Genomic DNA, 13,428 nt, shown 5'->3' with positions numbered 1-13,428 from the left:
TCCGAAAAACGCCATGTAATAGATCTACTACCAGCTATTGTAGCGTAGGAACTTACCATTCATGGTAATCACAACCCGATCACCTTTAGGGTCTTCGATTTTGTCGACTTCTAAGGAAAAATCGATCGCGCTCATAATCCCGTCACCAAACTTTTCTTGAATAATTTCTTTCAAGGTTGCGCCATATACACCGGTGATTTCGTGAAAGCGATATATGAGTGGATCGGTAGGGACGGCTTGCTGCCAAATTTTCGTCGGGTAAGCCTCGAGTGCGATAGCGACTTTGGCATCGAGGCCAAGGTAACTGGCGATTGCCGTGGCTTTTTCTTTTGGTGCGCTGTTCATGCCGAGGCAGGCAGATGCTAGCCAGACGCTCGACATAGACAAATCGCTGCCCATTTTTTCCCAGGTTAGACCTTTGGCGACTTTAGTGCTGACAATAAGGTCTGTCATTGCTTGCTTATCCATAAAACCTCCTATGATTCTTTGTTGATTTAAACATCCTCAGTGCAATCGCGACCGAGGATGTTTAACTACAGGCTTTAGATTGCCGCTAACCATTAGATAGCGCGCTTTGCACCCGTTTTAATATGTGTGCTGTAGAGCGTTAACCCGGTAAATGCTAAGCCGCCAACAAGGTTGCCCAAAACAGTTGGAATTTCGTTCCATAAGAGGTAATCCATAATCGAAAAGCTGCCGCCCATAATTATACCTGAGGGGAATAAAAACATATTTACAACGGAGTGCTCGAAGGTCATAAAGAAGAACAGCATAATCGGCATCCACATGGCGATTACCTTGCCGCTAACGGTGGTAGATATCATCGCGCCAACAACGCCGGTAGATACCATCCAGTTGCATAACATGCCGCGAATGAAAATTGTAAACCAGCCCGCTGCACCATAGGCTGCGTAACCTACAGTTCGAGACTCGCCAATACCCGCGATTTTTTTACCGACTGCACCTGGGTCTGTTGAGAAACCATAGGTAAAGACAAATGCCATTAAAAATGCAACGGTCAGAGCGCCTGCGAAGTTCCCGGTAAAGACGAGGCCCCAGTTGCGTAAAACGCCGCCGATAGTGACGCCGGGGCGTTTGTCAATTAAGGCTAGGGGGCAGAGTACGAACACACCCGTAAGCAGGTCGAAGCCTAGCAGGTAGAGCATGCAGAAGCCGACGGGGAATAAGATCGAGCCGATTAGCGGCGACCCAGTTTGGGTGATGATTGTAATGGCGAATACGGCGGCCAAGGCCAGAATGGCGCCGGCCATAAAAGCGCGAATCAAGGTGTCACGAGTGGACATAAAAATCTTTGATTCACCTGCGTCTACCATCTTTGTGACAAATTCTGAAGGGACCAAATAAGACATAGTGAGTTCTCATGCTGGAGTTGTTGGATGCAGTGAGTGTTCGTTACTGCGTCTAAGCGTTGCATGAGACTAAGAGCAATTTGCAGGCCACTCCTCATTTTTTAATGTAAGTCATTGATATTAAGGAAATTGCTTCATTATTTTGGCTATTTTTTGTTGGTTTTGATGGTATCGCGTAGCATCTTGCGCACTTAAATGGGACGAAAACGCATTTGAATTGAGCATATGGTTGGTACATTTTTTATAGCTCTGCTCGTTCTTGCTGTTGCCGCACTGTTTTGGTTCGCTTTGGGGTAGTGGAACGATTTTGTGTGAAGAAACAAAACACTTGCGCGAGAGACTGTATCGCTATATATTAGCAATGACTAAATTAGTGTAGCCTTAATTTTGCGTTTTTGAATACAGAAACAATTGCCGACACCTTAGGTAATTGAAATATTGAATGGTGTGTATAGGAGTTTGATTATGTCGAGTACGGTTAATGTTGATAAGTTGGTGTTCCGTTTCGCGGGCATTTTTGTGTTAGCCAGTTTGGCGTTAGCGCATTTCCATCACCCCTACTGGCTGTGGTTTACCACCTTCGTTGGGGTGAATTTATTACAGGCATCATTTACCGGCTTTTGCCCACTAGCGACTATTCTTAGCAAGTTAGGGGTAAAGCCCGGCGTGGCGTTTCGCTGTGGTTCCGATCTCTAGTTGTGGTTTGCTGTTGAGATGTAATTGTTTTAGCGGCACTGTCTGCTGGAGGCATTGCTATCTAGTGGGTTAAGTTATTCTACGTTGTCCGATTTATAACAGGAGGCCGGTGTGGCCAGTCCAATTCCCTCGTTTGTCCGCTTTAATTCTTTTGCCCCAGCGCTGCTAACGGCGATTGCTACGATCTTGTTGAGTGGCTGCGGGAACGATATTGAAACAGTTGTTACTGCGCCGGGCATCCCGCAGGGGACGCTTGCAACCGTCGACGCGACGGCGTCGGAGGTTGCGATAGAGATAAATTTCGACGGTGTTATCGAGGCGGTGAACCAAGCCCGCGTTTCCTCGCAGACGAACGGCCGTGTAGTCTCGTTACCCTATGATGTTGGCGATTACGTTCGCAAAGGGGATGTTATTGCGGTGATGACGGATACCGAGCAGCAAGCTTCATTACAGGCGGCTAAAGCCCAGCTTAGTGAAGCGCAAGCCAAGCTATCAGAAGCGAAGGCTCAGTTTGTGCGGATCACCGATGTGTACGCGAAAGGGATGGTTGCGGAGGCGAGTTACGATCAAGCTAAGGCGGCTGAGTTATCGGCTCAGGCGCGCGCCGCTTCTGCCGAGGCGGCGGTAAAAGACGCCGAGCAACGCTTGGCTTACACCCGCGTTATCGCCCCTTACGATGGCATTGTGGTAAAGCGCTTAACAGAAGTGGGCGCCGCGGTTGCGCCCGGCACGCCATTGATGGAAGGCCTGTCGTTAGAGCATCTGCGCGTGCAGGTAAATATTCCGCAGCAGTATATTGGCCATTTACGCCAACATAAAATGGCGCGCGTGATACTGCCTAGTGGCGAGTCGATCGCTGTTGACGAAATGCGCATGCCGCCCAGCGCCGACGCCAATACTCACAGTTTTACGGTTTTGTTGCAGTTACCATCAATCGAACTGAGTGAGCCTGTATTCCCAGGAACTTTAGTTAAAGTTGCCGTCGTGAGTGGCCGCGAAACACTGACTCAAATTCCCGACTCTGCTGTCGCTTATCGAGGGGAGGTGGCGGGCGTTTATGTGTTATCCGATAACCTAGACAATGCAGATAGCGCAGATCAGCGTGAGCGAGTGGAGTTTCGCTACCTGCGTATTGGCCGCGCAACTGCTGAGGGCCAGCGTCAGATCTTGTCAGGCGTGAATGTCGGTGAACGCGTTGCCTTAGACCCAGTGCTGGCAGCGAGCGCCTATAAACAACAATTCAAAATTGCCAACTAGGGTTAGGGTAGCGTAATGGATCGACAAAAATCTCTTCCTTTGGGTATTTCCGGGCGCATAGCCAAAGCATTTTTAACATCACAAATAACACCGCTACTAGCACTTACCGGTTTGTTACTGGGCTTTTTTGCAGTGATGGTGACGCCACGTGAAGAAGAGCCGCAGATTAATGTAACCTTCGCGAATGTTTTTATTCCCTTTCCTGGCGCGAGTGCAGAGGAGGTGGAAAGTGTCGTTACAACACCAGCCGAACAAATTGTGTCTGAGATTGAAGGTGTCCGCCATGTTTATTCCGCATCATCTCCGGGGCTGGCGGTTTTAACCGTTCGCTTTAAAGTTGGCGAGCCTCGCACAGATGCAATCGTACGTTTATACAATGCCTTCTATTCTAATCAAGATATTTTTCCTCGTAATCTCGGCGTTGGCCAGCCATTAATAAAACCCAAAGGTATTGATGATGTGCCGATCGTTGCCGGTACGCTCTGGAGTAAAAACCCAGACATTGGTGCGCTCGATTTATTGCGTATCGCCCATTCAATGGAGGCTGAGTTACAGCGCGTTCCCGGCACTCGGGATATCGAAATCATTGGCGGGCCAGATCGAGTTGTACAGGTCGAGTTTGATCCAGTACGCCTCGCTGCTTACGATTTGTCGCTTCAGGAATTACGGCACGCTTTGGCATCGGCAAATGCATCTGCGGATGCCGGTGAACTTGTGCGCGAAAATCGCACGATAAAAATACAGGCCGGTAGTTTTCTGCTTACGCCGGAAGATGTTAGTGAGTTGGTGGTTGGTGTTCAGGGAACCGCACCGATATTTCTGCGGGATGTAGCTTCGGTGACGGTAGTAGGCGAAACGCCGAATAGCTACGTAAATTTTGGCGCTGGGCCGGCTTTGGGTTTGGTTGATAGTGAGCAGGTCGCCGGTCGATTTCCAGCTGTTACCTTGTCGGTATCGAAAAAGCCCGGCGAAAATGCCGTCGACGTAGCGAATGCGGTTATCCAGCGCTTCGAGCAGATCAAAGGTATATATTTTCCCGATGGGGTAGAGGCAACCGTAACTCGCAACTATGGTGCTACGGCGGAAGAAAAGGCACAAACCTTAATTAAGAAACTGATCTTTGCCACGCTCTCGGTGATTGTTTTGGTGTTTTTTGCTCTTGGTCGACGTGAGGCGATTGTGGTTGGTGTGGCGGTTGTTGTGACCTTGGCAATCACCTTGTTTGCGAGCTGGGCTTGGGGCTTTACGTTAAATCGGGTATCGCTTTTTGCACTCATCTTTTCGATTGGTATTTTGGTTGATGACGCCATTGTCGTCGTCGAAAATATTCATCGTCATATGGTATTGGGCGGGCGATCCCTTAAAGAAGCAATTCCGATTGCGGTAGATGAAGTGGGTGGTCCGACCATTCTGGCCACTTTTACAGTCATTGCCGCGCTGCTGCCTATGGCGTTTGTAACTGGTTTAATGGGCCCCTATATGCGCCCAATACCCATTAACGCCTCGACCGGAATGTTAATTTCATTGGCGGTTGCATTTATTGTCACGCCTTGGCTGTACTTTCGACTGTTTGCTCGCGAGGCGGCGAGCGCTCATGCAGGTAATCAAACAGCTTCTCATGGCGAGCAAAAAAAGGCTTCGCGTTTACAGGTGTTTTTCGAAAAAATCATGACGCCCTTTCTCAATAAAAAGGCTGGGCGTCGCAATCGTGTGTGGTTGTTAGTTGGTATTCTTGTTCTTATTGTCTTGTCGTTGTTATTGGTTGTGAGTCAGTCGGTGATAATGAAGATGCTACCCTTCGACAATAAAAGTGAGTTTCAGCTTGTTATCGATATGCCGGAAGGCACTCCGCTCGAAGTTACTCATCAAGCCCTGCAGGCCTTGGCTGTGCAGTTGGAAACAATTCCAGAAGTTACCCACTATCAGTTATATGCAGGGACTTCTGCGCCGATAAATTTTAATGGTCTGGTTCGCCAATATTACCTGCGAGGAGAACCGCATCAAGGTGATATTCAAGTTAATCTATTGCACAAAAGTTTGCGTAGTCGTAAAAGCCATGCAATAGCGCTCGATGCGCGCCAGCGATTACAGCAAACTGCAGAACAATATCACGCCAATGTTAAATTGGTGGAAATGCCGCCTGGTCCGCCGGTTATGGCGCCGTTGGTTGCGGAAATCTATGGTTTGGATTACGCCCGACAGCAACAGGTTACAGAGCGTGTAACCGAACTCTTTTTGGCTACCGATGACGTTGTGGACGTTGATAGCACCGTAGAAGCCGAGCAATCTAAGTGGGTATTGGTAGTCGATCGAGCCCGAGCCGCACGCTTTGGTGTCAATCAGCAAACGATTGTGACGGATATTGCAGCAGCACTGGGCGGTGAAGACGCTTCCTACTTGCACGATGTGCATGCGAAAACCCCTATCGCAGTGAGATTGCAGCTTCCCGCTAGCGATATGGATAACCTACAGGTATTACAAGGTTTAAAGGTGAGGGCGAACAATGGCTCGTTGGTGGCGTTGTCTCAACTAACGACTATTCAAAAGCAGACGCGTGATCAAACCATTTATCATAAAGATCTATTACCGGTTGTATATGTGATGGGTGATGCAGCAGGGGAAACCGACAGCCCGCTTTACGGGTTGGCGAAAATAAGCGCTAGCTTAGATGCGAACCCAATAGACGGAGCACCGATTGAGCAATTTTATATACAGCAGCCCGAGAACCCTTATGCTTGGAGTATGAAGTGGGATGGCGAGTGGCAGGTAACCTACGAAACTTTTCGCGATATGGGTATAGCCTACTCGGTTGGCTTGATTATGATTTACCTTTTGGTGGTAGCGCAGTTTGGCTCCTATTCAGTGCCGCTGATTATCATGGCCCCCATTCCGTTGACTGTGATCGGTATTCTGCCTGGGCATGCGTTGTTGGGGCAGCAGTTCACCGCGCCGTCGATGATTGGCATGATTGCGCTCGCAGGTATTATCGTCCGCAATTCGATCTTGCTGGTGGATTTTATTCAGCAACAGCAGCGGGAGGGTAAGAGTTTGCAGTCCGCGACCATTGAGGCTGCCGCAGTTCGCGCGGTTCCTATAGCGCTCACGGCTATCGCGGCGATGATGGGTGGCTTTTTTATTCTAGATGATCCCATTTTTGGCGGTCTTGCGGTTTCGCTTATTTTTGGTTTGCTGGTGTCCACCGCTCTAACGTTGCTGGTGATTCCGGTTGTCTACTATGCCTACGAGTATGGTACTGCTGAAAATGTTCCAACCGAGTGATTACCGCGTTATGGTAATCTATAGGTTGAAATGAGCCGACTAATCGAGCTAAGCTTTCCTTGGTCAATTAAGTTGCTACTATTGGCAGCGGCTTAATTGACCCAATAATAATAACGATATTCTCTAGTCTACCTTCAGTTAATTCAGTTCAGGTGCGTAATTATTGGCTCGTTAGCTTTCTGGCTGGTGCGACTCCGACACGGATTTTTTTAGATCTTTGGTTTAATAATCTTTGGTTTAATAATTTTTGTTTTAATAAGAGTACACGCATGTGAACCTAGTACTGTTTAATTTTCACGATACAGTCTTGCTAATCACACTCTATCAGAGTGGGTTGCTGCTTCTAGCGAGTGTGTTTGCGGCTGCCCGCAATCCTAGACTGGCCATTTTTTCGGGGTTATTTTTCTTATCCTGTGGCGCAATCCCTCTCGATAAGCTGATTCGCTTTGGGGCAGAATTCCACCCTTGGGCGGTGGAGTTTTTACCTCAGTCGCTATATTTACTGGAAATGGGGTATTGGCTGCAGGGGCCGCTATTTTTGTGGATGCTACGTTCTTTTTTGGATGCGGAGTATCGACCGCGTGCTCGCGACGCAATTTATCTTCTACCGTTTCTGCTGTTTTTGTTGCACCAGATTTTAGCCTATTACAATTATCATGAAGCGACGCCAGCAAGTGCCGATGAGGCTCCGGATGGGGCCGATCTGATGACAATATATTTTATTGTGCTGTGCCGAGAGCTGTTGCGACTTTACTTCGCGGTTATGGCGGCTACAGAATTATTTGTGTATCTGCGAGGTCTTGGCGGTAAAGCGCACTCGATGGCGGCGTTGGAGAAGCGTTCGGATTTCACACCGGCGATTGACTCTGTGGTCTTTGGAAGGAATCAAAAAGAATTAGACGGCGGTCAAGTTTACTTTGGCGCTGTGCCTATTTTAGTGGTGGGTGTTTTACTGCTGTGGGGGCTGGGGTGCGTTGTTAGTTTTGGTTTGATCGTAAATGTGAAATTTGCAATTGGCTTTCCTGTGGAGTTTTTAGGGCTGTCAGCAAACTATATAAATTGTATGTTATTCAGCGCAGTTCTAATCGCGGGATTTAAAGGGTTTAGTCTACCCCAGAAATTTGTTGTAGATTCTTTCGAACCTCATCAAGCCGTTCGAGACGATGGCCGTTCGTCGAGCGCCAAACAAAAAGTCGCCGAACCGAGTGTTAATCCAGAGTATGTGCGGAAGTTGGATCAGCTAGTAGAGACTGACCGCGTATATCTGGAGGCAAATCTTACACTCGAAGCCTTGGCGCGGCGTATTGGTGTCTCCGCACGAACCTTGTCGACGGTATTGAAGGCGCACTACGAGTGCAATTTTTTTGAATTTATTAATCGCTATAGAATCGCAGAAGCGAAGCGCTTAATGGTGGCTGAATCCACCCGCGATGCAACGATGGTCGAGATAATGACCGCGGCTGGATTTAACAGTAAAGCAACTTTTAATAGTATTTTTAAGAAAATGGAAGGCGTTACACCGCGGCAATATAAAAAACAAAACCTACCGAGCTAACACTGTTGGCCTTCATCTTTCGCGCCTTACCCTTGTAAGAGCGCGAGTGCCGCTTCCATTTCATCGCTTAAATCTTCGGCCTCAGTAGATTCAATGTTGGGTTCAATCTCGAGGCGAGCAAATGCGGTTACCGAGTTTAGATCTAACGAAGCGAAGCGGGAATTTGACCCTGCATAATTCTGTAGCATCGCAACAGTAACTAAATCGGCGTAGTCGGGGTGAGCGATTTTTCGATCAAATTTCAAACAGTCGATAGGGACATTACGAAGCTCCGTTGGAAACTCCCAAGCGGTTAAAATCTTAATGCCCAGCTGCGGCGATACCTCATCGATAACACTATCGAGACTGAGGCTGTCTCTTAAAAGAGCATTGTTTTCTTCGGCGTAGGCAAGAATTGGGAGCACGCCAATTTGATGAACCAGCCCTGCTAGGGCCGCTTGATCGGGGCGGAGTTTGGTTCGGTGCTTACAAAGTACGTGGCACATACCGGCAACTTCGCTAGACCGCGCCCAAACTTCACGTAAGCGTTTGTCGACAAGGTCGGATGTTGCTTGGAACATTTGTTCCATCGCCAAACCTATTGCTAGGTTTGATGTGTATTGCATCCCTAAACGCGAGAGCGCCATGTTTAAGTCTTCTATTTCTCGCGGCGCGCGAAATAAGGGACTGTTGGCAACTTTAATTATACGTGCTGTCAAGGATGCGTCTGAGCTTATAGCTGTACCGAGCTGTTTGATGCTGGCATCGGGATCGTCGGCAACTTCGCGTACACGTAACGCAATTTCGGGCAGGGTAGGTAGTACTAGTTTGTCAGTATCAATTGCGGTATTGATATCTTGCGCAATCTTCTGAGCAAGCGGATTCATAGGCCAAATCTCTTTGTAATAATCCTAATAGAGGGTGAGGCACCTGTGCAGCGAGGTTTGGCTGTACGCTAAGGGTTAATGGAACGATTGAAAAAGCGGTTAATATTGCCGCAACACTTAACCCTTAGTTCGGTTGGTGCTCTTTAGGTATAGCATAGGGCAGGGTTAGCCATTGGGTTTTTGCATTGGAATAGGGCTCTAAGGTCACATTTTCGTGGCCGTAATCACTATCTCGAATAAGTGCAAGCAGCTCCCATGTTTGTTCGCCAGCGTCTGATGGCGACACTTTGGCGGCTTGAATAACAACGCCAATTTTACTGCCGTTCTGATCCAGTAGCTTTGAACCAAAGGTGATTGCTTGTGGTGTTGAACCTTGGTTGCCCTCGGTGTTTCCAGAAGCCGACGCCAGAGTAAGTCTTAGCGCGTATAGGTGCTTTTTCAGGGTCGCCTTGTAATGGGTGCGAGAGATGATTTCCTGTCCGGTGTAACACCCTTTTCGAAACGAAACGGCATCAATTAATTGATAGTTAAGCTCGTGGGGAAGTAGCTGTTCGTGAAGCTCAATATCGATTTCGGTGATACCTGCGCGAATATTCAGTTGTTTCCAACAGTTTGCCGTTGCGGTTTCAGCGGTCGCTAATACTTCCGTCCATTGGGAGCTTAGAGAGGTCTCTTTAGTTATCCACATTTCTAAGCGGTGGGCGTCAATGCGTAGCAACGATAGTTGGCTGTTTTCTAACCATGCCGCTTTGCCAATCGCGGGAATTTCCAGATTAGCGGTCGTTAGGATTTGCTCCAGCTGTAGGCTGTAAAGCCCAACAACCTGTATGCTTTCTACCGCAGATAGCTGTACCTTTGAAAATACAGCGTATTTTTGCAGGGCAGAAAGCGCCGTTTGTTGAATGCTGTGATGGACTCTTAGGCGGATGTGCTGCGGCGTTAGTCCTTGGGCAACAAAGCTGGAAAGGATTCGGCCTTTTGGGTTGCAGTGGGCGCCGCGCAACCAGTCGCCACTATTCAAGCGACGGAAGTCACAGGTGCACTGGCCTTGTAGCAGTTTTTCAGCGTCAGGGCCTTCAATGTCTAAAAGCTTGTAGTCCTGCAGCGGCATTACAAGCAATTTTGATTGGCTTGTGTCTAGGTTGGTAATGCTCGCTGCTGAGGTTGAGAGAGAAAATAGAGTGTTGCTCATGAATAGGTCGATTTAGCTTAGGAGACACACATCTTAGCGCTTCGTAGGCTCAACTCACAAGCCTTGCGCGGGGCGCATTGATCGATTGCGTGGGCGCCATAAAATCAACGCTTTCGGGTTAGGTAATCTGTGAATCTGAATTGGGATAACGTCACCACAATAGATCAAAAAGCGCTAGAATAGCGCCAGAAAACACCTGATGGGGTAAAAAGTGGATCAGAACCGATTACGATGGGCAACACGTCGAGGCATGCTGGAGTTAGATTTAATCTTGCTGCCGTTTTTAGATAATATTTTCCCAAGCTTAACTGAGCAGCAGCAATTACTATTTGAAAAATTACTGGAGTGCGAAGATCAAGACATGTTCCAGTGGTTTTTGCGTAAAAGCGACCCAGAAGAAGCGGATATCCTTACGATAGTCAATATCATTCGACAGAATACAGGTATCCAGCCAGAGTAGTAACATTTTCATCCGCTGGCCAAGGAGGGCCTAGATACTTATGGCGAGCAATCAGCAGCGACTCGTTATCCCTTTAAAATCATCTTCCAAGCAAGGTTATATTGCGGCGTTTCTTTTGACGTTTACTTTATGCGTCATTGTGCTGGTAAGCGTTGGTGTTTGGGTTAAGTGTGCGCTCTTAGCTGTTTGGTTGGCTGAGCTGGCCGGTCGATGGCGGTTGATTTTTCGTATAAAAAATGAGCTGGCGGTTACTGGGCTGAGCCTACAGAAGCTTTCTGCTCAATCTACTGAGCTAGGGATTCAATCGACCTCAACAGCGATGCCGGAAAAGTCGTCAGAGTTAATCTCTAGGTCTGGCATGACCGCTGGACCGGAATTAGCTGCTAGCAATCTGCAGCGCGCCCGCGCCCGATACCAGCTTGAACTGCGCTTTGGCCATCGTTGGGAGCGTGTCGCTCATGTCGGTGAGTTGGTGGTTACGCCCTACGCGATATGCTTAAGTGCTCGATTACGTGGCATCCAATTAAACTCTGATATCTCTACCCCCTCTAATAACGCTATTGCGTCGAATCACGTTATTGGAAAAACTTCTCTAGTTGCGATAAAGCTCGGGCGAAGGCTGTGGTCATGTTTCGCTCTAACGGTGACGCCGCAAGCGAATACACGAGTGAATTTAGTGCTGACGCCCGATAGTTTTTTATCGGACGATGATTTTAGGCACCTGCGGATCGCCTTCACCAAAACTTAGGCCTGAACGATAATGTCTTGGTCGGCAAAATTGCTGGGTACCATAATCGTGTCGCGCGCAATCGGGGCAAGCTCGGGGAAATCGAGCGAGTAGTGCAGGCCGCGGCTTTCTTTGCGGTCAATAGCCGATCGAATAATCAGTTCAGCGACGGTCGCTAGATTGCGCAGCTCAATTAAATCGTTGCCAACCATGTAGTTCGAATAGTATTCGTGAATTTCTTTCTGCAAGAGTTTGATTCGGTGGGATGCTCGCTCTAAACGCTTTTGGGTGCGCACAATGCCCACGTAGTCCCACATAAAACGTCGCAACTCATCCCAGTTGTGCGAAATCACAACATCTTCATCTGAGTTGGTTACCTGCGATTCATCCCACTGCGGCGCATCTGTTGGAGTGGAAATATCGGCAAGGGTCGCGGTTATCTTGGCGGCGGCAGACTGCGCATAAACAATGCATTCGAGAAGTGAGTTGCTAGCCATACGGTTAGCGCCATGCAATCCAGTAAATGAGGTTTCGCCAATCGCATAGAGATTGTTTAAATCGGTTTGCCCATGCTTGTCGACAATAACGCCGCCGCAAGTGTAGTGCGCGGCGGGAACGACAGGAATAGGCTCTCGGGTAATGTCGATACCGTAGTTGAGGCAGTTTTGTTTAATGGTCGGGAAGTGCGATGTAATGAATTCTTCGGACTTGTGGCTGATGTCTAAGTACACGCAATCGCTACCTAAACGCTTCATTTCATGGTCGATTGCGCGCGCTACCACGTCGCGCGGTGCTAGCTCGCCAAGCTCGTGAAACTTATCCATAAATCGGCTGCCGTCTGGCAGGAGTAATTTGGCACCCTCACCACGCAGTGCTTCGGTCACGAGGAAGGATTTGGCTTTAGGGTGGTAAAGACACGTGGGGTGGAACTGGTTGAACTCCATATTGGCAACACGGCAGCCTGCGCGCCATGCCATGGCGATGCCGTCACCACTAGCGCCGTCGGGGTTGGAGGTATAGAGATAGACTTTACTGGCGCCGCCGGTGGCAAGTGCCACAGCTTTGGCGGCAAATGTTTCTACGGCGTCGCTCTTGCGGTTGTATACATAGGCGCCGGTACAGCGCAATTTTCGGCTTCCCGCCTCGGCTTGACGGATAAGGTCAATGGCGATGTAGTGGTCATAAAGTTCAATATTTTCGGCCGCTTTAACCTGCTCATTTAAAGCTGTGTGCAGTGCTTTTCCGGTGGCGTCGGCGCTGTGAATGATGCGGCGCTGACTGTGGCCACCTTCGCGGGTTAAATGGTAATCGTCTCCGCCGCTATTGCGAGTAAAGGCTACCCCGCGAGCGATTAGCCAGTCGATTGCGGCTTTGCTGTTGGCGACGGTGAATTCGACCGTATCTTTATGGCAAAGCCCACCTCCGGCGGCGAGCGTGTCTGCAACGTGAGATTCTACGCTGTCGGTGCTATCCAGAACCGCGGCTATTCCACCTTGGGCATACCAGGTCGAGCCTTCACTAATTTCACTCTTGCTTAATACGGCAACGCGAGTCGTCGTGGGTAAACTTAGCGCGAGGGTAAGACCTGCCGCGCCGCTGCCGATGATAAGGACATCAAACTGTTGTTTTAAATTGGCGGTGGAGGTTGTTGTTGCCGAAGCGAGAGAGTTGGGCATGGTGTAGGCTTCTTCCGGAGTAGGGGGGTGGTGACTGCTTAGTATACATTCGATTTTGATAAGTGCGGTACACTCGCGCTATCCGGTTGCGCCGTGATTCTGTATCCCCAGCCCTCGTTTTATTCGAATAACCTAAGCAGGCTAATCCGCACCGATCTACCGATGTCGCTTTTCGGTGCGGTATTTACGCTAATCTTATGATTGAGTTTTTAGCTTGGCGCCCCAATTGTTAAGACTCAGTTAAGGGTTTGCTGGGCATACTTTTGTAGTCATATCAGGTTCGCGCGACTTGGCGCGCTAATTTGGCTAAACGAAGTATTAATTAAAGTGAATTTGTAAAGAACGTGTGT

General features: G+C 48.7%; 11 protein-coding genes. 6 read left to right on the top strand and 5 right to left on the bottom strand.

Annotated elements, in window-relative coordinates:
* Window positions 1-27: 27 nt before the first annotated feature.
* Together cynS and IDZ20_RS12455 are read right to left on the bottom strand one after the other, a co-directional pair.
* Window positions 28-468, bottom strand: a complete 441-nt coding sequence (gene cynS / locus IDZ20_RS12460) for a cyanase (RefSeq protein WP_188151763.1) — start codon at window positions 466-468, stop codon at window positions 28-30.
* A 92-nt stretch (window positions 469-560) separates the two neighbouring features.
* Window positions 561-1,370 (bottom strand): formate/nitrite transporter family protein, encoded by an 810-nt coding sequence (locus tag IDZ20_RS12455; RefSeq protein ID WP_188151762.1) that lies wholly within the window; start codon window positions 1,368-1,370, stop codon window positions 561-563.
* Between the two features lie 465 nt (window positions 1,371-1,835).
* On the opposite strand from IDZ20_RS12455, the gene IDZ20_RS12450 reads away from it, so the two are divergent.
* The 4 genes from IDZ20_RS12450 (at window position 1,836) to IDZ20_RS12435 (ending at window position 8,157) form a co-directional block, all read left to right on the top strand.
* Window positions 1,836-2,066, top strand: coding sequence for a YgaP family membrane protein (locus IDZ20_RS12450; RefSeq protein WP_188151761.1), 231 nt, complete (start codon window positions 1,836-1,838; stop codon window positions 2,064-2,066).
* 111 nt (window positions 2,067-2,177) lie between these two features.
* Window positions 2,178-3,323 (top strand): efflux RND transporter periplasmic adaptor subunit, encoded by a 1,146-nt coding sequence (locus IDZ20_RS12445; protein ID WP_245792305.1) that lies wholly within the window; start codon window positions 2,178-2,180, stop codon window positions 3,321-3,323.
* A 15-nt stretch (window positions 3,324-3,338) separates the two neighbouring features.
* Window positions 3,339-6,602, top strand: coding sequence for an efflux RND transporter permease subunit (locus IDZ20_RS12440; protein ID WP_188151760.1), 3,264 nt, complete (start codon window positions 3,339-3,341; stop codon window positions 6,600-6,602).
* Between the two features lie 271 nt (window positions 6,603-6,873).
* Complete coding sequence (locus IDZ20_RS12435) at window positions 6,874-8,157, top strand: helix-turn-helix domain-containing protein (protein WP_188151759.1); 1,284 nt, start codon at window positions 6,874-6,876, stop codon at window positions 8,155-8,157.
* Window positions 8,158-8,183: 26 nt separating this feature from the next.
* On the opposite strand, the gene IDZ20_RS12430 is transcribed toward IDZ20_RS12435, so the two are convergent.
* Together IDZ20_RS12430 and ygfZ are read right to left on the bottom strand one after the other, a co-directional pair.
* Window positions 8,184-9,023, bottom strand: a complete 840-nt coding sequence (locus IDZ20_RS12430) for an HDOD domain-containing protein (RefSeq protein ID WP_188151758.1) — start codon at window positions 9,021-9,023, stop codon at window positions 8,184-8,186.
* A 124-nt stretch (window positions 9,024-9,147) separates the two neighbouring features.
* The gene (gene ygfZ, locus IDZ20_RS12425; RefSeq protein ID WP_188151757.1) at window positions 9,148-10,215 is read right to left on the bottom strand and encodes a CAF17-like 4Fe-4S cluster assembly/insertion protein YgfZ; all 1,068 of its coding nucleotides are present in this window, start codon (window positions 10,213-10,215) and stop codon (window positions 9,148-9,150) included.
* Between the two features lie 211 nt (window positions 10,216-10,426).
* On the opposite strand from ygfZ, the gene IDZ20_RS12420 reads away from it, so the two are divergent.
* Both IDZ20_RS12420 and IDZ20_RS12415 read left to right on the top strand, forming a co-directional pair.
* Window positions 10,427-10,675 (top strand): FAD assembly factor SdhE, encoded by a 249-nt coding sequence (locus tag IDZ20_RS12420; RefSeq protein ID WP_188151756.1) that lies wholly within the window; start codon window positions 10,427-10,429, stop codon window positions 10,673-10,675.
* Window positions 10,676-10,715: 40 nt separating this feature from the next.
* Window positions 10,716-11,423 carry a hypothetical protein gene (locus tag IDZ20_RS12415; protein ID WP_188151755.1) on the top strand — a complete coding sequence of 236 codons (708 nt, stop codon included), beginning with the start codon at window positions 10,716-10,718 and terminating at the stop codon, window positions 11,421-11,423.
* On the opposite strand, the gene nadB is transcribed toward IDZ20_RS12415, so the two are convergent.
* Window positions 11,420-13,078 (bottom strand): L-aspartate oxidase, encoded by a 1,659-nt coding sequence (gene nadB, locus IDZ20_RS12410; RefSeq protein WP_188151754.1) that lies wholly within the window; start codon window positions 13,076-13,078, stop codon window positions 11,420-11,422. The genes IDZ20_RS12415 and nadB overlap by 4 nt on opposite strands.
* Window positions 13,079-13,428 lie beyond the last annotated feature (350 nt).

It is taken from the genome of Teredinibacter waterburyi (assembly GCF_001922985.1).
Classification (GTDB): domain Bacteria; phylum Pseudomonadota; class Gammaproteobacteria; order Pseudomonadales; family Cellvibrionaceae; genus Teredinibacter; species Teredinibacter waterburyi.
This window is presented reverse-complemented; position numbering and strand designations above follow the sequence as displayed.